This window comes from Tateyamaria omphalii (genome assembly GCF_014651375.1).
GTDB classification, from domain to species: domain Bacteria; phylum Pseudomonadota; class Alphaproteobacteria; order Rhodobacterales; family Rhodobacteraceae; genus Tateyamaria; species Tateyamaria omphalii.
In genome coordinates this window covers 33,989-52,662 of the sequence record NZ_BMWT01000007.1, presented here as the reverse complement: position 1 = coordinate 52,662, position 18,674 = coordinate 33,989, and the positions used below count along the sequence as shown (strand labels likewise).

16 protein-coding genes are annotated in these 18,674 nt (G+C 61.5%); 2 read left to right on the top strand and 14 right to left on the bottom strand.

Annotated features, from left to right (window positions below; genetic code table 11):
• Positions 1 to 11: 11 nt before the first annotated feature.
• Both IE087_RS19930 and IE087_RS19925 read right to left on the bottom strand, forming a co-directional pair.
• Positions 12 to 1,592, bottom strand: a complete 1,581-nt coding sequence (locus IE087_RS19930; RefSeq protein ID WP_189371152.1) for an ABC transporter substrate-binding protein — start codon at positions 1,590 to 1,592, stop codon at positions 12 to 14.
• A gap of 117 nt (positions 1,593 to 1,709) precedes the next feature.
• Positions 1,710 to 2,657, bottom strand: a complete 948-nt coding sequence (locus IE087_RS19925) for a LysR family transcriptional regulator (RefSeq protein WP_189371151.1) — start codon at positions 2,655 to 2,657, stop codon at positions 1,710 to 1,712.
• Between the two features lie 92 nt (positions 2,658 to 2,749).
• Here IE087_RS19925 and IE087_RS19920 point away from each other — a divergent pair, with 92 nt between their 5' ends.
• Together IE087_RS19920 and IE087_RS19915 are read left to right on the top strand one after the other, a co-directional pair.
• A complete protein-coding gene (locus IE087_RS19920) occupies positions 2,750 to 4,387 on the top strand; it encodes an amidohydrolase (protein WP_229801486.1) in 1,638 nt (545 codons plus the stop codon).
• Positions 4,380 to 5,258, top strand: coding sequence for a CobW family GTP-binding protein (locus IE087_RS19915; protein ID WP_189371150.1), 879 nt, complete (start codon positions 4,380 to 4,382; stop codon positions 5,256 to 5,258). Before IE087_RS19920 ends, IE087_RS19915 begins: the two co-directional genes overlap by 8 nt.
• 6 nt (positions 5,259 to 5,264) lie before the next feature.
• Here IE087_RS19915 and IE087_RS19910 read toward each other — a convergent pair whose 3' ends face one another.
• Genes IE087_RS19910 through IE087_RS19855 form a run of 12 tightly spaced genes read right to left on the bottom strand, consistent with a single transcriptional unit; the run spans position 5,265 to position 18,639 of the window.
• On the bottom strand, positions 5,265 to 7,112 hold the full coding sequence (locus tag IE087_RS19910; RefSeq protein ID WP_189371149.1) for a V-type ATP synthase subunit A: 1,848 nt from the start codon (positions 7,110 to 7,112) through the stop codon (positions 5,265 to 5,267).
• Positions 7,109 to 7,801 carry a hypothetical protein gene (locus IE087_RS19905; RefSeq protein ID WP_189371148.1) on the bottom strand — a complete coding sequence of 231 codons (693 nt, stop codon included), beginning with the start codon at positions 7,799 to 7,801 and terminating at the stop codon, positions 7,109 to 7,111. The genes IE087_RS19910 and IE087_RS19905 overlap by 4 nt, the downstream gene beginning before the upstream one ends.
• Positions 7,802 to 7,803: 2 nt before the next feature.
• A complete protein-coding gene (locus IE087_RS19900; protein ID WP_189371147.1) occupies positions 7,804 to 8,481 on the bottom strand; it encodes a hypothetical protein in 678 nt (225 codons plus the stop codon).
• A complete protein-coding gene (locus IE087_RS19895) occupies positions 8,481 to 8,924 on the bottom strand; it encodes an ATP synthase subunit C (protein WP_189371146.1) in 444 nt (147 codons plus the stop codon). Before IE087_RS19895 ends, IE087_RS19900 begins: the two co-directional genes overlap by 1 nt.
• Positions 8,921 to 10,714 (bottom strand): V-type ATP synthase subunit I, encoded by a 1,794-nt coding sequence (locus IE087_RS19890; RefSeq protein WP_189371145.1) that lies wholly within the window; start codon positions 10,712 to 10,714, stop codon positions 8,921 to 8,923. The genes IE087_RS19895 and IE087_RS19890 overlap by 4 nt, the downstream gene beginning before the upstream one ends.
• Positions 10,711 to 11,307 carry a V-type ATP synthase subunit D gene (locus tag IE087_RS19885; protein WP_189371144.1) on the bottom strand — a complete coding sequence of 199 codons (597 nt, stop codon included), beginning with the start codon at positions 11,305 to 11,307 and terminating at the stop codon, positions 10,711 to 10,713. The genes IE087_RS19890 and IE087_RS19885 overlap by 4 nt, the downstream gene beginning before the upstream one ends.
• Entirely contained in the window at positions 11,285 to 12,646 is a 1,362-nt protein-coding gene (locus tag IE087_RS19880; protein ID WP_189371143.1) for a V-type ATP synthase subunit B, read from the bottom strand. The genes IE087_RS19885 and IE087_RS19880 overlap by 23 nt, the downstream gene beginning before the upstream one ends.
• Entirely contained in the window at positions 12,636 to 13,619 is a 984-nt protein-coding gene (gene arcC / locus IE087_RS19875; RefSeq protein WP_189371142.1) for a carbamate kinase, read from the bottom strand. Before arcC ends, IE087_RS19880 begins: the two co-directional genes overlap by 11 nt.
• A 2-nt stretch (positions 13,620 to 13,621) precedes the next feature.
• Complete coding sequence (gene argF / locus IE087_RS19870; protein WP_189371141.1) at positions 13,622 to 14,623, bottom strand: ornithine carbamoyltransferase; 1,002 nt, start codon at positions 14,621 to 14,623, stop codon at positions 13,622 to 13,624.
• 21 nt (positions 14,624 to 14,644) lie between these two features.
• Positions 14,645 to 15,874: an arginine deiminase gene (locus tag IE087_RS19865; protein WP_189371140.1), complete on the bottom strand. Its 1,230-nt coding sequence runs from the start codon at positions 15,872 to 15,874 to the stop codon at positions 14,645 to 14,647.
• Positions 15,874 to 17,235 carry an amino acid permease gene (locus IE087_RS19860; protein ID WP_229801485.1) on the bottom strand — a complete coding sequence of 454 codons (1,362 nt, stop codon included), beginning with the start codon at positions 17,233 to 17,235 and terminating at the stop codon, positions 15,874 to 15,876. The genes IE087_RS19865 and IE087_RS19860 overlap by 1 nt, the downstream gene beginning before the upstream one ends.
• A gap of 3 nt (positions 17,236 to 17,238) precedes the next feature.
• The gene (locus IE087_RS19855) at positions 17,239 to 18,639 is read right to left on the bottom strand and encodes a YfcC family protein (RefSeq protein ID WP_189371139.1); all 1,401 of its coding nucleotides are present in this window, start codon (positions 18,637 to 18,639) and stop codon (positions 17,239 to 17,241) included.
• Between the last annotated feature and the right edge of the window lie 35 nt (positions 18,640 to 18,674).

Genomic DNA, 18,674 nt, shown 5'->3' with positions numbered 1-18,674 from the left:
CTCTGGACAGCTTACTCTTTCAAGAAAACAAGGTCATAGGGAGAGGAGGATGACCAAATGCCCAGAGGCGGGTTACCGACCTTTTTGTTGTAGATCGTGTGATACGGTAGCGTATTGGTCCAGTAGACCGGCAAGTCTTCGGCCAGGATCTCCTGGAACTCTTTGTAAAGGGCCGCGCGTTTGTCGGGGTCAATCTCCTGCCCCGCCTGCGCCATCAACTCATCGATCCGGTTGTTGGCGTATTGCTGCGTGTTGGACCAGATAACGCCTTCCTTGATGTTCTGACTGTCATAGGTGCGATGCACCCCGATCACCGGGTCACCCCAGTTGAACACAGTGTCCCAGGTCATATCGAAATCGTGGTTCGAGATTTTGTTTGCCCAGGTCGGGAAGTCGACGAAAGAGTTCACGGTGACATCAATACCAACCTTGGCCAGCGACGCTTTGGTGAACTCGGCCTGCGGCTTTGTTGTCGGGTTGCCGTGATCGATGGTCAGCGAAAAGCGGATGCCATCGGCGCCCTTTTCGTAACCTGCCTCGTCCAGCAGCGCGTTGGCCTTGTCGATGTCCAGATCATAGCCATTCACATCAGGGTAGTAGAGCGGCGAGCCGGGGTGGATACCCGTCTTCGACTCCTGGCTCAGCCCCAGCATGATGGCGTTCAGGATGAAATTCTTGTCGATGGCATAGGCAATCGCCTGACGCACCCGCTTGTCGGCCAGCGGCCCATCGGACCCGGTGTTGAACGCCAACCAGTTGATCGGACCAATGGCGGCATAGCCTTCGTCCGTGGCGACCAGATCATCATTCTCCGACATCCGCTTGATGTTGCGCACGGTGTTTTCGAACGTCGTCATATGCAGCTCGCCATTCTCCATGCCGATAGCGCGGGCCGACGCATCCTTGATGATGCGGTAGACGATGCGGTCCAGATAGGGACGCCCTTCGATAAAGAAGTCGTCGTTGCGCTCCAGGATCACCTGCTGGTCCGCTGTGAACTCCACGAACTTGAACGGGCCAGAGCCAACCACATCCTGCCCATTGCGCGGGTGCGATTTCGGGTCCTGACCGTCACCATAGATATGCTTGGGAATGATCGGCATCAGTTGCGACGACATGGCAAGCAGCAGTGCCGGGTGCGGTTGCGACAGCTTCAGGATCGCAGTGTGATCATCAGGCGTTTCGACCGTCTCAACCACGCCGAACATGGTCTTGAACGGGTGGTTCGCCTTGATGGTCTCGACCGAGAATGCGACGTCCTCGGACGTGATCGGGTCGCCATCATGGAAGGTGGCACCCTGCACAAGGTTCAGAGTCATCGACAGCCCGTCATCGGACCATGCCCAGCTTTCCGCCAGATAAGGCTGCGGCGTCCAATCCTCGTCATAGCGCAGCGGCGCCGCGAACAGTTGCGCCCCCGGCGCACCCGTCACGATGCCTGATTGCACAGCCGGGTTCAGGTGGCGCGGCGTTTGCGGAAGAGTTGTGATCAGGGTCCCGCCACGCACGGGGTCTTCGGCCTTGGCCGTCGTTCCCAGCAGGGCGGCAACCCCTGCAACAATGGCCAAGTGTCTCAACACGGCGATCTTCATCGGTTCTTCTCCCAGGGTCTCATTTTTTGTTGGGAGAAGGTTAGGCGGCAGCCTTCATTCGAAAAAATAGTTTTAATACGTCTGAAAGCGCTAAAAAATAGGGCTTATAACCAATGTCTACTCAGCACGCACAGCAAGATTTTCGAACACCCCGTCGGCGCGAAGTGCATGGCAACGCTCGATAAACCGCTGCACGGGATAGGGCAGCGTCACCCGTGATTGCGTGACCAGACCAAAGCGGCGCGCCGGGATCGGGTCAGTGATGGGCAAAACGGTGATGCCTCGGCTCTCAAGCGCTGCGCTTACAGGACGGGCATTCAGGATGGAAAAGCCAAATCCTGAGGCAATCAACGTACGGATCATCTCGACCGATGACGTGGCGTGAGCCACGCGCACCGTTAGCCCAGCTTCGGCAAACAGGTCCGAATAATAAGTGCCCGACCGCTGTAATTGCAGGTTGATCATCGGCTGATCCTGCAAATCGGCAAGGCTCACCGACTTGCGCGCAGCCAGCGGGTCCTGCGTGTTGACCATGGCATAATGCGGCAACTCGACCATCAGATCGAAGTCATGATGGGTTCCGATCACTTCATCATAGGTAAACGCGATATCGGCGGCACCGGTGTCCAGATACTCGGCCACATTGTCCATGTCGCCCTCAACCAGCTCGAACTGCACATTGGGAAACTCCGACTGGAACTGCTTGATCGCAGGCGGCAGGAATGTCGCCGCCGCCGTCGCGAAACAGGCCAGCCGGATCGTGCCCGTCACAGACCCGCCAAGCGCATAAAGCTCGGCTTCGAAATCCCTGTAGTTTGCCAGAAAGCGACTGATCAGTTTCAGCGTGTCGGCCCCTCCGGGGGTTTTCTGAATGCCCTTTGCCGGCACACGGGTGAAGATGCCAAAGCCCAGCTCCGCCTCAAGCGCATCAATGGCCGCCGTGATCGAACTTTGTGAAATGCTCAGCGCTTCGGCGGCGGCCGCAATTGACCCCAACCGCCCCGTCGCCTCGACATAGCGCATTTGCTTCAGCGTTAGGCTGCCCGCCATCATTCCCCCATTCAATGATGTTTATGCGGCGATTAAATCCAGTTTTTGGCAAAAAGAAAACCGCCTAGCCTTGCACGACAGACGTTTTCAGCCCCAGGCCTCCACACGTGATCAAAATCCTGTCCGCCCGCAAAATCCTGACGATGAACCCGCAAAAACCGCACGCGACTCATGTGGCCATACGCGATGGCCTCATCCTTGGCGCCGGATCACTGGAAGAGCTTGAAGGTTGGGGGAAGTATGAGCTCGACACCCAATTCGCCGACAAGGTGTTGATGCCCGGCCTCGTCGAAGGTCACTGCCATCTGCAGGAAGGTGCCCTGTGGTCCCACACCTATGTGGGCTTCTTCGATCGCATGTCGCCCGAGGGGGACATGCAGGCGGGATGCAAAAACCTCGACGCCGTCCTGTCCAAGCTGGCCGCGGCAGAGGCCAAGTTGAACGACCCCGATGCCCCCCTGCCCGGATGGTCCCTCGACCCGATCTATTTCGACAACCAGCGCGTGGACCGCGCGCAGCTCGATACGATCTCGACCACCCGCCCCATCGGGATCATGCACGCCTCGGGCCACATCATGAACGTCAATTCCAAAGCGTTGGAACTGGCAGGTCTCATGCGGCCCGGCATCAATCACGAAGGCGTACCGCTGGGCAATGACGGCCTGCCGACAGGCGAGTTGAAGGGCCCTGACGTCATGAGCCCTGTCTCCATCCATGTCGGCTTTGATCGAGACATGCTCTCTTGCGACGAACAAGGCATGTGGCGCTTTGGCAAGCTCTGCGTCCGCGCAGGTGTTACCACGGCCACCGATCTGGCCGCACGTTTGCCGGACGAGGCGGTGACGATGATGCGCCAGGTCACGGGCAACGGTGGCTACCCCGCCCGCATCGTGCCCCTGCGCTTTCACCACGGCGTCAGCCCCGAAGACTTGATCAAGCATGTAGAGGCCTTAGCCCCCCAAAGCACCGACATGCTGCGCCTGGGCCGGATCAAGATCGTGGTCGACGGTTCGATCCAGGGGTTCTCCGCCCGTCTGCGCGCACCCGGCTACTACAATGGCGCGCCCAACGGGCTTTGGTACATCGCACCGGAACAACTGGCCTACATCCTCGAAAACGCGCTTGCCAAGGGCATACAAGTGCATTGCCACACTAATGGGGACGAGGCGACGCAACTGGTCATCGACACCATGCGCAAGGCAATGCGCAAAACCCCATCGACCGACCACCGCTTTACCCTGCAACACTGCCAACTGGCCGACACAGCCCAGTTCCGTCAGATCAAGGAACTGGGCCTGTGCGTGAACCTCTTTGCCAACCACCACCACTACTGGGGCGATCAGCACTATGAACTGACTGTTGGTCCCGAACGCGCGGAACGGATGAACGCCGCAGGCACCGCCGCACGGTTGGGCGTCCCCTTCGGCATTCATTCCGATGCGCCTATCACGCCGCTTGGCCCCCTGTTCACCGGCTGGTGCGCCATGAACCGCAAGACCGCATCGGGCCGAACACTGGGCGACGCGGAAAAGATCACACTCGATCAGGCGCTTAACGCCATCACGCTCGGCGCCGCCTATACCCTCCATATGGATGGAGAGGTCGGATCGATCGAAGCGGGGAAGCGTGCAGATTTCGCCGTGCTCGAAGATGACCCGGAAGAGATGGGGACCGAACGGCTGAAAGACACACGGGTGTGGGGCACCGTCCTTGGCGGCAAACCCTTCGCAGCCGCCCATGTCTGACACCCTGCCCATGACGATCATCGCCGGCTATCTGGGGGCCGGCAAAACGACCCTGATCAACCAGATCCTGCGCAATGCGAACGGGCAGCGGCTGGCCGTACTGGTCAACGAATTCGGCGCGCTGCCCATCGATGCCGATCTGATCGAAGCACAGGACGACGACCTGATTGCCCTCGCTGGGGGCTGCGTCTGCTGCTCGTACGGCGATGATCTCATGCTGGCGCTCACCAAAATGCGCGAAATGGACCCCAAGCCCGACCACGTGATTCTGGAGGCATCGGGTGTGGCCTTGCCGGGCAAGATTGCAGCCTCGGTCAGTCTCTTTGGCAACGATATTCAGGTGCTGGGCATTGTCGTGCTCGCAGACGCCGAATGCCTGCCCGACCATCTCGCCGACACCTATCTGGCGGACACAGTTATCCGGCAGCTTGAGGCCGCTGATCTGGTCGTTCTGACAAAAACCGATCTTGCGACTGAGCCGCAAATGCAAAACAGCCGTGACGCCATCGACAGATACGCGCCAAAGGCAACACGGATCGACAACGGTACAGACGCCTTGCATCAGGTCCTTTCGGCAGACGCTTCGGCACACGACCTGATCCTGGGCAATGACGCCCCACATCATATCGCGATGACCACCCGCACAGTCGCCCCCACCGAACCCGTCAACGCCAATGAGCTCGCCCAGTCCCTCGCCGACAACGACGCGGTCGTGCGCGCCAAGGGGCACCTCATGGCAGCGCCAGACAACACGATGGTCACGTTACAACTGGTCGGCAAACGCTACGCACTGACACCGGCTGACGCATCGGCAACGCCCGGCATCGTGATCATAGAAAAAAACGCACACACCGCATCGCATCGGACCTGACACCCGTCACAAGGCGGCAATCTTCGCTTCGATCTGCGCCAGCAGCGACGTGTATTCCGGCGTGCCATCCGCCGCATAGTGGAAGTTCTTGAACAGGCCGGTGATCTCGGTGAACCAGCTGCGGATGGCTCCCTTGTCTTCCAGCGTCATCGTGGCATCCACGACCCGCTGCATCAGTCCGAAAACGCGCTGCTGCCGATCCAGCGGCGCACAACTGTCCACCGCGTCAAACGCATCCTGCTGAAGAAAGATCATGTCGACAAACAGCGCCTTCTGGAAGGTCACGTAGTCGCCAAGGGTCACACCCTCTTCACCCGTCACCATCATCATCTGGCTGATCTGCTCGCCCTGCTCCAGCAGGGCCTGCAGCGCCTTCACCCTGCCTGTCCAGCCCGGTTCGATATGGCGGTCATACCAGTCCGACATCTGATCCAGGTAACGCGACCACGACAAGAGCGGGTCCACCGCCGGATAGAAGCGTTTGTAGGCACGCTCGGACGACAGGCCGAGGAAACACTTCACCGTCGACAGCGTCGCTTGCGTCACCGGCTCGTCAAAGTTGCCGCCCGCCGGTGACACGGTGCCAATCATCGTCAGGCTGCCCGTCGCCCCATCGGCCGCCTCGATCACCCCGGCCCGCTCATAAAGCCCCTTGATCGAGCTTTCGAGGTAAGCGGGAAACCCCTCCTCCCCCGGGATCTCCTCCAGCCGCCCGCTCGTTTCGCGCATCGCCTGCGCCCAGCGGGACGTACTGTCGGCGATCAGCAGCACATCAAGACCCATCTGACGGTAATACTCACCCAAGGTGATCCCAGTGAAAATCGACGCCTCGCGCGCGGCCACAGGCATGGACGATGTGTTGCAGATGATGATTGTGCGGTCCATCAGGCTCCCGCCCGAGGTGGGGTCGATCATCTCGGGATACTCGGTGATGGTCTCGACCACTTCGCCCGCGCGTTCGCCACACGCCACGATGATCACCACATCGACCTGCGCATTGCGCGCAATCAGGTTCTGCAACACGGTTTTGCCTGCCCCAAAGGGGCCGGGAATACAGGCCGTGCCCCCCCGCGCGATGGGAAAGAACGTGTCGATCAGCCGCTGCGAGGTCAGGACCGGCGTATCGGGAAACTTGCGCTGCACGGCCCCGGATTTCAGCAGGTCCCCCGCCATGGGCCGCCGCACCGGCCAGCGCTGCGACAGCGGGATCACATGCTCCTGCCCGCCGTCCGAGGTCAGGCGCGCGACAGGATCATTGACGGTCACCGCCCCCTTCTGCACCCAGTTGACGGTATAGGTGCCCGTCCAGTTGAACGGCAGCATGATCTTGTGGGTAAAGCGCCCCTCGGGCACCGTCCCGATGGTCTGTCCGGCGGTCACGGTATCCCCCAGCTTCACCGATGGCGTGAACGACCACTTGGCCGCCCGATCCAGCGGGTCCACATCGGCCCCGCGCGGCAGGAAAATGCCATAAGCATTGGCCACTTGCTTCAAAGGTGCCTGCAACCCGTCATAGACCTGCCCCAACAATCCCGGCCCCAGCGCCACCGACAAAAGCTGCCCGCTTTGCACCACCGGATCGCCCACGGCCACGCCCTGCGTGCTTTCATAAACCTGCGCGTCAGCGGTGTTGCCCCGCACGCGCAATATCTCGGCCTTCAGCCGCTCCTGCCGACCGCCCGCAGCCAAACGACTGGGCAGGATGTAAACCATCTCGTTCTTGACCAAGGCCCCCGGCGTTCCATCAGGGTTGTCCATGGATTCGATCCGCACCAGCCCCTCCTGCACGGCAACGATGCGGGCCGTGGCCGTTTCGGTCTCGGGGTGTTGAACCTTTTTTGCGGCGGCGGTCATGCTGTGGCTCCTTCCGCTTGCAGGTGGGGGAAATTCTTCAGCGCATCTTCGGACAGCTCGGTAAAGCGCTGCGCGGCGGCCACACTGTCGGCCTTGGCCCAGCGGTCAAAGATGTTCCACTTCAGTACGTAGATCACGACCGCTTCGAAATCGAAGTGATGGCGGCCTGCATGACGCTGCAACTGACGAAAGGTGACATCCAGCAAGTGGCGTTGAAGCCCCAGCGGGTCGCCACGCTCCAGCAACTGCCCCGCCTGCCGCAACCATGGCAGTGACCGCTCAAGGCCAAAGGCCGGCTCACCCCAATTGGCCGCGATCTGAGACGTCCAGACGCCATAGCCCCAATCCGTTTCGGGGGGCTTTGCTCCGCCATGCCGCATGCGCAGCGCGGCCACGGCGGTACGTAACTCCATCCGTTCATCCACGATGCGACGCAACGTGCGATACGGCAAATCGGCCATCAGCTCCTTTGCCCGACCAACCAACGTGCCCAGGTCCGACCCCGGATCATAGGCCGACCAACTCAGCAAATGTTCAATCCGCGCAAGCGTCCGCGCATGTGTTTCGGTCAACGCCGATAGGCGCCTGTCGAGCCGCAAGCGTGACAACGGGGGCCGCTTGGCCACAAACAGCCGCTCTGAACTCGGCAAGCTGGACACCAGCGCGACATAGGCATCGGGATCAGACATGGTTACTTGATCACCCCCTCAAGTACGGCGCGGAAGCGGGGCTGCAAATGCTGCATGAGCAGTGCGGCGATGGCCTGATCTGACAGGTCCAGCGCCACACCTCCCGCACCCGCCTGCACCCGGATGCCCGCATGCAAATCACTCGCGGCATACAGCGTGACACCCTCTTTCAACTTGTCCTGCACCAGGCCCAGAACGAATTGAGTCAGCGCACCAGACTGGATGTCATTGGCATTGGCCGTGATTGCGTCTGTACCAACCACCTCGGCGGGCAGGATCACACTTGCCCCCTCGCCCACCGACGCCGCATGACGCGCACGGCCAACCAATTCCAACACCATCTGGCGCAACATCGTAGGGTCCGACATCTCGGTACTGACCATGCGCTGCACGTCCTGTTCGAACTGTGCCATCATGGTCGACTTCATCGTCAGCACCGCATCGCGCATCGCGGTGTTCAGGGCCTCTTCGCCCGCGCGGGTGTACCGATCTGCGGCCTTCTTGGCATCGACCTTGGTCTTTTCCGCCACGGTCTCAGCCTCGGTCACGATCCGCACGGCCTCGGCCTGCGCATCCGAGACCAACCGCTCGGCTTCCGCTGTGCCAGCCGCCACGCCATCATCACGCAACCGGGCAATCAGGGCATCAACCCCTCTGGCCGTCTCCTGTTCCACCGCCATCACGCAATCCCCGCGCTGATGACCAGGGCAAAGACAAAGGCAAAAACACCAAAGCCCTCGATGATAGCCGCCGGTGCAAGGGCCAGACCAAAGATCTGCGGCTTTTCTTTCGACGCATTGATTGCCGCGGCACAGGCCCGCCCCTGCCAGATGCCCGAATACAGCAGCGCAATGCCCGACAGCAGACCGACCCCGAACAGGCCGCCCGCATTCTCAAGCGTCACCTCGCGATTGAGCGTGAACATGATGACAATGCCATAGATCACAAAGGTTGACGGAAAGGCCGAGATGCCGACGAACCGGCCATAGCCGCCCTCGGTCTCCAGCATGGCACCGATACTCGCCTGCCCGGCAATCGAACATCCGATGGAACTGGCGACAGCACCAAGCGCCATGGGGGCAAAAATCCCCACCCAGCCCAATGCGATAACGAACTCAGTCATTCCTGAACCTCCTTGCGGGCAAAGGCCCGGAAGACGATGCCTTCCTCGGGCAGGCCCCATTTGTAAAACTCGATGAAATTAAGCCGCAGGCCGTGCACCACACCGCTCATCATCGCGAGCGCGAAGTTCAGCACGTGACCGATGACAAAGATCAGCAGCCCGCCCAACACGGCCAAGCCAGAGCCGGATGCCATCACATCCGCCGCCAGATCGTTGAAGGTGATCGCCAGCGAGGCCGAGGCGAGGCCAAGCGCGAACAGGCGCATATAGGACAGCACGTCGCCAAACATGCCCATCAAGCCAGCAGCGCCCTTGAGGCCATCAAACCCGCGCCACAGCCAGTCCTTGGGCTGCCGCAAAGGTCGGTCGCTGGCATAGAACATGACCAGAAGCAGACCCACGCCCATCAGCGCCGCGCCAACGTCGCGGGATGGCCCTTCCAGACCGCCGATCCACAGCACAACCCCGCCCACCAGCAGGGCTATCCAGCCCAGGTTGGCATATCGGCTACGTGTGGTCTTGGCCTGAAACGCCATCGCGTTGGCAAAGCAGATGTGCAGCACGCCGATCAGGATCGACAGCGTCATCATTGTGTCGAAGTCATTGAGATCAAGGAACGCAAGGCCGCCCAGCACACCCCGCTCCGGCGGCGCAAAGCCAAAATAGCTGCCCACGATCACGCCAAAACCCACCGCCGCCGCCGCCAGATACAGACCCATCCGCCGCCACGCCCGCATATGCGCGCTGACGCTCAATCGCCGCCAAAAGGTCAGAACAAGCAGGCCCACCACGATGCCATAGCCCGCATCCGCCACGATCATGGCAAAGAACAGGGCAAAGGACAGCATCAGCATCCGCGTCGGGTCCCACGCGCGGTAATGGGGCGGCTGATAGAACGTCGCCAGATCGACCCCGGCGCCCGCCTCATCGGGTTGCTCCAGCAAGGTGGGCGGTGTGTCCTCGGGTCCCGGCGCTTCGATCAGCACGGCCAATCCCAGATCGGCACAGGTCCCCTCGACCTCCAGCACCCGCGCCTCTGGCACCCAACCCTGCACCGCAAAAAGATCCGGATCACGCAAGGTCTGACTGTCGGCAAAGGCGCGTTCAGCCAGTGTTTCTACCTCTGACAGCTTGCCCCGCAGCAAGGTCAGATAGCGGGTCAACGCCATCCGCTCGCCCAGCAAGGTTTCAATCTCTATCTCGGCTGTTTCCAGGTCCGCCTCAAGCACACGGCCGGGTTTCGCCCCCAAATGCACCCGCGGTATGGGCAACAGGTCACTCGGTGGCTCGTCCGGGCTCAGAACCACAACAAAGAGATACCGCGCATCTTGACCGACAATCTCCCACGGCAGGTCCACCGATTGCAGCGCCGCGCGATGCTTGACCGGCAATTGCCAGAACCACAGGCGCTGACCGGCCAAGCTCTCAAGCGGCGGGAACTCGAAATCCCCCCATGGCTGCATATGCGCGAGCCGATTGGCCAGCGCATCACGACGGTCCCGCGCAGCGCGCAACCGATCCTTCAGCGCGAGCGCATCCGCGACAAAGCTCTGCACATCAAAATCAGGATCGCTGCGCACCTGCCGTCGCGGGCCTGGCACAACAGCCAGAAAGCGCAGCGCCTTAAAGGCTTCCTCTGCCTCCCGGCTGACCCGCTTTTCCACTTGGGCCTCAACGGGAACCAACGGCAGGATATGCATCACACCCATATCCTGAAGCCGGGTCAGGGCCGCGTCCTGCGCCTCCACAGGCCCTACAAGGCTCAGTTTCTTCAAGGGCGCAATGCTCATGCCACCCCCCGCTTGCGCTTGGCAATCTTCGACCGGGTCACGGCGCTGGTCTGCTCGTCACTCAGGTAGATGCGGATTTTCTTGATGTTGGCGCGGGCATTGGGGATCAGCACCTTGTCAAACAGGTTCAGCCGCTGGGTCACGGTCTGGACGGCCCGGTCCAGCACCTCGACGCGCTGGCGCGCCACCTGCACGCGCAACCGGGCGGTCAGCATATCATGCAACAGATGAGTCACATGATCGACCCAATGGGGCAGCACCATGGGCGAATATGGGCGCACCGTCACCTCGATCCGGTCGAGCACGGGCAGGCGCGTGCCCACCACGTTTTCCTCAGCCAGATGATAGTCGGTCAGCTCCACCAACCCGCTCAGATCAATGTCGCGATTGCTCAGCATCGGCACATCGCGCCCGACCTCCGCCGCCAGCCGGTCGACCTCCTCCTGCAAGGCCGCAACCTCGGCCACAGCCTTGGCCCGTTCCGCCATCAGTTGCTGACGCTTCAGGTCCAGCGACGGCAGGAACCGCTCATAGGACCGCAACTGCGCCGCCTCGCGGGCGAGTGAGGACTTATTCAGCTGCAAGCGCGCCATCAGCCACCTTGGGGAAAAATGTGTCGATCAGCGTTTGCTTCATCAGCAACTGTTCGGCGGTAAAGCACTCGGCCAACGTCTGCCAACACAGGTCCAGCGCCTCTTCCAGCGGCATGGACACGTTGATGTCCATGAAGCGGTCGCGGAACAGGTCGCCAAACTTCAGCACTTGGTGGTCATAGTCCGACAGCTCAAACGCCATCGCCTGTTTCTGGGCCGCATCGCGCGCCTCGGAATAGAAACGGATCATCGTGTTCATGATCTGGCTGTGGTCCTCGCGCGTGGTCTTACCCACCACGTTCTGTTTGAGGCGCGACAGGCTGCCGAACGGGTCAATCACGCCAGAATGCAGATAAAACTGCCCTTCGGTGATGTAGCCGGTGTTATCCGGAACCGGATGGGTCACGTCATTGCCGGGCATGGTCGTGACGGCCAGAATGGTGACGGACCCGCCCTTGGCATAGTCGCACGCCTTCTCGTACCGCCGCGCCAACTCGCTATAGAGGTCGCCCATATAGCCGCGCTGCGACGGCACCCGCTCCTGGCTGATGCCAACCTCTTTCATCGCGTCGGCATAGGCGGTCATGTCGGTCAGCAGAACCAGCACGCGCTTGCCCTCCTCCACCGCGAATTTCTCGGCCACGGCCAACGCCATGTCTGGCACCAGCAGGCGCTCCACCAGCGGATCAGACGCCTGATTGACGAACATGACGGTGCGCGAAAACACCCCCGCATCCTCGAACGACTGCCGGAAGGTGTGGAAGTCATCAAAGATCAGGCCCATGCCGCCAAAGACAACAATATCCGCGTCCGCCTGAATGCCGATACGGGCCAGAAACGGATTGTAGGGCTCACCCGACACCGAAAAGATCGGAATCTTCTGGCTTTCGACCAGCGTGTTGAACACGTCGATCATCGGCACGTCGGTGCGGATCATGCGCTTGGGCACGATCCGCTCTGCCGGGTTCACTGACGGCCCGCCAATGTCGTATCGCGGCTCACCGCTCAGGTCCGGCCCGCCATCCACCGGCGCCCCCGCCCCGTCAAAGACGCGGCCCAGGATGTTGCCGGAATAAGGGGCCTGCATCGGGTGACCCAGAAAGGTCGCCGTTGCCCCGGTCGAAATCCCCTTGGTCCCGGAAAAGACCTGCAACGAGACAATATCGCGCTCGATCCGAATGACCTGCGCCAGCGATGTCGCGCCATCCACGCTTTTGACCACCGCCAGATCGCCATAGCGCACCACGCTATCCGCCTCGGCCCTCTCCGGCACATGGACCTTGAGCGTATCGCCCACAATTTCCAGAACCTGCGAATAGCGGATCAGTTCACGCACCATGGCGCACCTCCTTTTCAACCGCCGCACCCTCATCCAGGGATGGGTCGTGGAATGTGATGCCTGTCGCAGCGGCTGAGATCAGCGTGCCGCGCTCACCTGCAACCATCGCATCCAGATCGGCGAGCCGCCCAATGGCCGCTGTCTTGCCGGTCTTACGGGCGAACTGGCAGGCTGCGGCGACCTTCGGTCCCATGGACCCGGCGGCAAAGCTGTGTTTCTCCAGCGCCTCAGGTGACGCCAGCTTGATCACGCGCTGATCGGGCGTGCCCCAGTCCAGAAACACCCCTTCGGTGTCCGTCGCGGCAATGAACAGGTCCGCGCCAATGTCGCGCGCCAAGAGTTCCGAGGCGAAATCCTTGTCGATCACCGCCTCGATGCCTTCCAGATCGCCATCTGCGCTGTAGGCGGTCGGAATACCGCCACCGCCCGCGCAGATCACCACGGTGCCCTGCTCGACCAGCCACTTGATCGGGCGCAGTTGAAAAATGCGCTGCGGCAGCGGCGAGGGGACAACGCGCCGCCACTTGTCGCCATCGGCCCGCATCTGCCAGCCCTTTTCAGTGGCAATCCGGTCCGCCTCGGGTTTGTCATAAACGGGGCCCACGAATTTCGTCGGATCGGCAAAGGCGGGATCGTCCCGGTCCACCTCGATCATGGTAAGCAAAGTCGCCAGCGGCTTTTCGAACGGCAGCCGGTTGCCCAGCTCCTGTTCGATCATGTAGCCGATCATGCCGTCCGTCTGCGCGCCCAGCACATCCAGCGGATAGGCTTCGTCCGGTTTGTACGCATGGCCCTGCAACGCCAGCAGCCCGACCTGCGGGCCGTTGCCATGGGTGATGATCAGCTCGTGATCCATGGCGATCGGCGCCAGTGCCTCCGCCGCAATCGCGGTGTTCGCCCGCTGGTTCTCCGCCGTCAGCGCTTGGCCGCGCCGCAACAGGGCATTGCCACCAAGGGCCGTGACAATCCGCATGATCAGCGCCCCAAGGTGGCCACGAGCACGGCCTTGATCGTGTGCATCCGGTTCTCGGCCTGCTCAAACTGAATGCCTGCCGGGCTTTCGAACACGTCTTCGGTCACCTCCATTTCCGAGATGCCGAATTTTTCGAAAATCTCCTGTCCCACCTTGGTCTCGGTGTTGTGGAAGGCGGGCAGGCAATGCATGAACCGCGTGCTGGATTTGCCGCTGGCAGCCATCAAATCGGCGTTGACCTGGTAAGGGGTCAACTGCTTGATGCGCTGCTCCCAGACATCGTCGGCCTCCCCCATCGACACCCAAACATCGGTATGGATGAAATCAACACCCTTCACCGCCTCGGCCGGGTCATCGGTGATGGTCAGGGTCGCACCATACTTGGCCGCAGCCGCCTCGGCTGGACCGCGGAACTCATCCGTCGGCCACAAGTCCTTGGGCGAAGCGATGCGCACATCCATGCCCATCAGGCAGCCCGCGATCATCAGCGAATGGCCCATGTTCGACCGGCCATCGCCCACATAGGCATAGCTGATGTCATGCAGCGGCTTCTCCGCATATTCCTGCATCGTCAGCAGATCGGCCAGCATCTGGGTCGGGTGAAACTCGTCGGTCAGCCCGTTGAAGACCGGCACACCCGCGTGCTCTGCCAAGGTCTCGACCAGATCCTGACCAAAGCCGCGATACTCGATCCCGTCATACATGCGGCCCAGCACACGGGCCGTGTCCTTCATGCTTTCCTTGTGCCCGATCTGCGACCCCGACGGACCAAGGTAGGTCACACCAGCCCCCTGATCCATCGCCGCGACTTCAAAGGCGCACATGGTCCGGGTCGAGGTTTTCTCGAAGATCAGGCAGATGTTCTTGCCCCGCAGGTGCTGCTGCTCGGTCCCCGAATACTTCGCGCGCTTCAGATCACGCGACAGGTCCAGCAAATAGCGCAGCTCGCGCTGATCGAAATCCAGCAGCTTCAGGAAGCTGCGCCCCTTGAGATTGAATGCCATGGGCCTCGTCCTTTCGATTGATCAGTAATCCACCGGGTCACGCCAGATCGGGCAGGTCATGCAATGCCCCCCGCCCCTGCCCCGGCCCAGCTCGGATCCGGCAATGGTGATGACCTCGACCCCCGCCTTACGCAGCAGCGTGTTGGTGTAGGTGTTGCGGTCGTAGGCCACGACGACACCGGGTTCGATGGCGACAACATTGTTGCCGTCATCCCATTGCTCACGCTCCTGGTTGAACGCGTCACCCCCGGTCTGCACGATGTTCAGGGCCTTGATGCCCAGACATTCAGCGGCCACATCGAACAGGTGCTTGTCCTCGTGATGAAAATCGATGCTGCCTTCACGGTTGCCGGGGCGCAGGCTGACGCATTTGATCTCGTTGCAGACCTCGACAAAGGCGGTCGCGGTCTCCCGGTCGCAATGGCTGAACACCGTGTCCAGATGCATGGCCGCCCGGCTGCGCGGCATCTGACAGGCCACCACCCGCTCTGCCGCCTCCTTGGCAAACAGCGCCTTGGCCACCTGCCCCACGGCCTGCGGCGTCGTGCGCTCACCCATGCCAATCAGGACAGTGCCCTTGCCCCACGGCATGACATCGCCGCCTTCAACCGTGGCTGGGCCGTAATCTGTGTCCGGATCACCCCACCAGATGTCGAAATCGCCCCCTTTGAAATCCGGGTGGAACTTGTAGATCGCCGTGACCAGAAGCGTCTCGGGCTTGCGCGCGGGCCAATACATCGGGTTGACGGTGACGCCACCATAGATCCAGCAACTGTTGTCACGGGTGAACTGCGTGTTGGGCAGCGGCGGAATGACAAAGCCCAACGTGCCCAAATAGCTGCCGAACATGCCCGATGGGGTAAATGGCAGGTCCTGCACCGCAATCCCGCCAATCAGGAACTTGGCAAGATCCTTGGCGGCCATCTCGTCCAGCCAGCTCCGCAGCTCGCCCAACATACCGACACCCACCTGGTTTTGGGTGATGCGCCGGTCCAACACCCACTTGCGCGCCTCCGTGTCCTTCAATGTGGTCGCAAGCAGGGCCTGAAACTCTAGCACCTCGACACCGCGCTCCTCCATCTTCATGCGGAAATCGGCGTGATCCCGGCGCGCCTTGTTGACCCACAAAACGTCATCGTACAGCAGTTCCGCCGCGTTGCCCGGGGTCAGCCGCGCATGGGCCAGACCCGGTTCGCAGACCATGACTTTGCGCAGCTTGCCGATCTCTGAATGCGCACCAAATCCAGACATCAAATTGATCCTTCCTGTGTGAAATCAGTTCTCTTCATCCAGCATTGCCAGACGTAAACAGGCACCCCCGCCATCAGCAGCAGGAAGCCGTAGAACACGACCTCCGCCCCCGATCCAAAGATCGCCCAGACGGAGTAGATGAAGCCCAAGGCCGCCAGCAGAATGACCTTGCTCATGTCCTCGGACGCGGACCCGACCGCCCCACGTGCACGCAGCGCCAGTTCCGCCAGCGCGCACAACAGGTAGGGAAACAACGTCGACAGAGTCGCCAACAGGACAATGAACTCGAATTGCTGGGCAAGGTTTTCGCTGAAGCTCATCAGGATCAGACCGCTCGCCAGCACGTTCGAGACAACCAGACCAAAGGCTGGCGTTCCCGTGGCACTCAGGCGGGCAAAGGCTTTGGGGAATACGCCATCTTGCGCTGCACCGAGCGGAATCTGCCCGGTCAGCAAGGTGAACCCGTTCAACGTGCCAAAGGTCGACACGCAGGCGCCCAACGCAATGAACATGGCCCCGCCCGCACCCCAGATCGCCCCGGCCACAAGGGCCAGCGGTGCGTTCGATCCCACCAATTCGGCGGATGGGATGACGCCCAAGGCCACGACGGTGACACCGATATAGACAAGGGCGGTCAGGGCCGTGCCCACGATGGTCGCCAGCGGAATGTTGCGTTCAGGGTTCGCCACATCACCCGCAGGCACGGTGGCCGATTCAAGACCAAGGAAGGCCCAAAGGGTCAGCGCCGCACAGGCGGATATGGCCGACAGCGCGCCGACCTCACTGGTGTTCACAGGCGTGAAATTCCCCGGATCAATATAGGTTACGCCCAACACGATCAGCGCCAGCAAAGGAAACAGCTTCATGCCGGTGGTCAGGATCTGGACGATACCCGCCTCTTTCACACCGCGGATGTTCAGCCATGTCAGCAACCAGATCGCCCCAAGCGCGGCTGCCATGCTGGCAAGCGGGCTCGCCCCGATTTCCGGCAACAGAAAACCAAGGTAACCGGCAAAGGCCACGGCAATGGCGGCATTGCCGGACCATAGCGCAATCCAGTAGCCCCAAGCCACGAGGAACCCGGCAAAGTCGCCAAACCCATCCCGTGCGTAAGCGTATGGCCCGCCCGTGCGCGGCGCGATGCGCGCCAGCCGCCCAAAGATCAGCGCCAGCACCAGCGCGCCCGCCGCCGTAACCAACCAGCCGGCCAACGAGATCGACCCGTAGGCCGCCAACGATGACGGCAACAGGAAGATGCCCGACCCGATCATATTGCCCACGACCAGCGCGGTGCAGGCAATCAGGCCAAGCCCGGCCCCCTGCCCTGCCCCACGGGCGGAAATATCCGGCGCAGCACTCACCACTCAGCCCAGGCTCGCAATGCTAAGACCCACCATGATGATCGCGCTCAGAATGATCAGCAGCGGCACCATGAACCGGATCCAGCGGTCGTAGGGCACCCGCCCCAGCGCCAGCCCGCCCATCACCACGGCCGAGGTCGGGGTTATCAGGTTCACCAGCCCGCTCGCCGATTGGTAGGCGGTCACGACCAATGACCGTTCAACGTCCGAAAAGTCGCCAAGCGGCGCCATGATCGGCATGGTCAGCACGGCAAGGCCGGACGACGACGGCACCAGAAAGGACAGGCCCGCCTGCAAGCCAAACATGGTGTTGATGAACGCAACCTCGCCCAGCCCATCCACGGCGCCTTCGGCCCAGAACAGGACAGTGTCGGTCATGTTGCCCGCGTCCATGACCACAACGATGCCGCGCGCGATCCCAATGATCAGCGCCACGCCCAAAAGGTCCCGCGCGCCATCGACAAAGGTGGTGACAAACGCCTCCTCCCCCATCCAGTCGATCACACCAATGATCAATGCAGCGACCAGGAACAGCGCCGACATCTCGGCCATCCACCAGCCACCCGCAGCCACGCCCCAGATCATCACGCCAAAGCTCGCGGCAAAGACCACGAGGATGATCTTGTGACGCCCGGTGAACACGACCTCGTCCCCACCGGAGGCCTTGAGGAAATGCGCTTTGTTTGTTTCTTCGAGGTCAGCAACAACAGATCGCCCGGGCTCCGCACGCACCCGCGCGGCATAGCGCATGACATACGCCACGCAGGCGAGCCAACAGGCGCCCAACAGCGCCAGCCGCAGGTTGATGCCGTCAGTGAACGGCACGCCAGCTGCGTCAGATGCAATGACCGTGGCAAAGGGGTTGATGGTGGACCCCAACGTGCCCACGCCTGCCCCCAGCATGATGATGGCCACACCGGTCAGCGCATCGTATCCGGCAGCAATCATCACTGGGATGATCAGGGTGTAAAAGGCCAGCGACTCCTCAGCCATGCCATAGATCGTGCCCCCGGCGGCAAACAGCGCCATCATGATCGGGATCATCCACTTCTCGCGGCCCTTCAAGCGACGCATCGCGGTCCCGATCCCTGCATCAATGGCGCCGGTCTTGGTCACAACGGCCAGAAACCCGCCAATCACCAGCACAAACAGCGACACGTCAATCGCCTGTGCCTCATAGCTGCCGGGGTCATAGAACCCGGCAATCGGCGCAAGGAAGACGTCGATGATCCCCTGCGGGTTCGACTCCACGGTCTCATAGGTTCCGGGCACCGGCACATCCCGCCCCAGCGCCTCATTGGTGACACGCTCATACGCACCGGCAGGCACAAACCACGTTGCAATGGCAACAAGGGCAATCAGGGCAAAAAGGATGGTGTAGGCGGTCGGAAACTTCAGCTTCATGGCGCGATGACTTCCCCGGAGTTGTGGCAGAGCTT

Bases quoted from the DNA above. Each gene is read 5' to 3' on its own strand.
- IE087_RS19930 (WP_189371152.1), bottom strand. From the start codon at position 1,592: ATGAAGATCGCCGTGTTGAGACACTTGGCCATTGTTGCAGGGGTTGCC.
- IE087_RS19895 (WP_189371146.1), bottom strand. From the start codon at position 8,924: ATGACTGAGTTCGTTATCGCATTGGGCTGGGTGGGGATTTTTGCCCCC.
- IE087_RS19865 (WP_189371140.1), bottom strand. From the start codon at position 15,874: ATGTCTGGATTTGGTGCGCATTCAGAGATCGGCAAGCTGCGCAAAGTC.
- IE087_RS19910 (WP_189371149.1), bottom strand. From the start codon at position 7,112: ATGACCGCCGCCGCAAAAAAGGTTCAACACCCCGAGACCGAAACGGCC.
- arcC (WP_189371142.1), bottom strand. From the start codon at position 13,619: ATGCGGATTGTCACGGCCCTTGGTGGCAATGCCCTGTTGCGGCGCGGC.
- IE087_RS19905 (WP_189371148.1), bottom strand. From the start codon at position 7,801: ATGTCTGATCCCGATGCCTATGTCGCGCTGGTGTCCAGCTTGCCGAGT.
- IE087_RS19900 (WP_189371147.1), bottom strand. From the start codon at position 8,481: ATGGCGGTGGAACAGGAGACGGCCAGAGGGGTTGATGCCCTGATTGCC.
- IE087_RS19855 (WP_189371139.1), bottom strand. From the start codon at position 18,639: ATGAAGCTGAAGTTTCCGACCGCCTACACCATCCTTTTTGCCCTGATT.
- argF (WP_189371141.1), bottom strand. From the start codon at position 14,623: ATGGCATTCAATCTCAAGGGGCGCAGCTTCCTGAAGCTGCTGGATTTC.
- IE087_RS19885 (WP_189371144.1), bottom strand. From the start codon at position 11,307: ATGGCGCGCTTGCAGCTGAATAAGTCCTCACTCGCCCGCGAGGCGGCG.
- IE087_RS19915 (WP_189371150.1), top strand. From the start codon at position 4,380: ATGTCTGACACCCTGCCCATGACGATCATCGCCGGCTATCTGGGGGCC.
- IE087_RS19880 (WP_189371143.1), bottom strand. From the start codon at position 12,646: ATGGTGCGTGAACTGATCCGCTATTCGCAGGTTCTGGAAATTGTGGGC.
- IE087_RS19890 (WP_189371145.1), bottom strand. From the start codon at position 10,714: ATGAGCATTGCGCCCTTGAAGAAACTGAGCCTTGTAGGGCCTGTGGAG.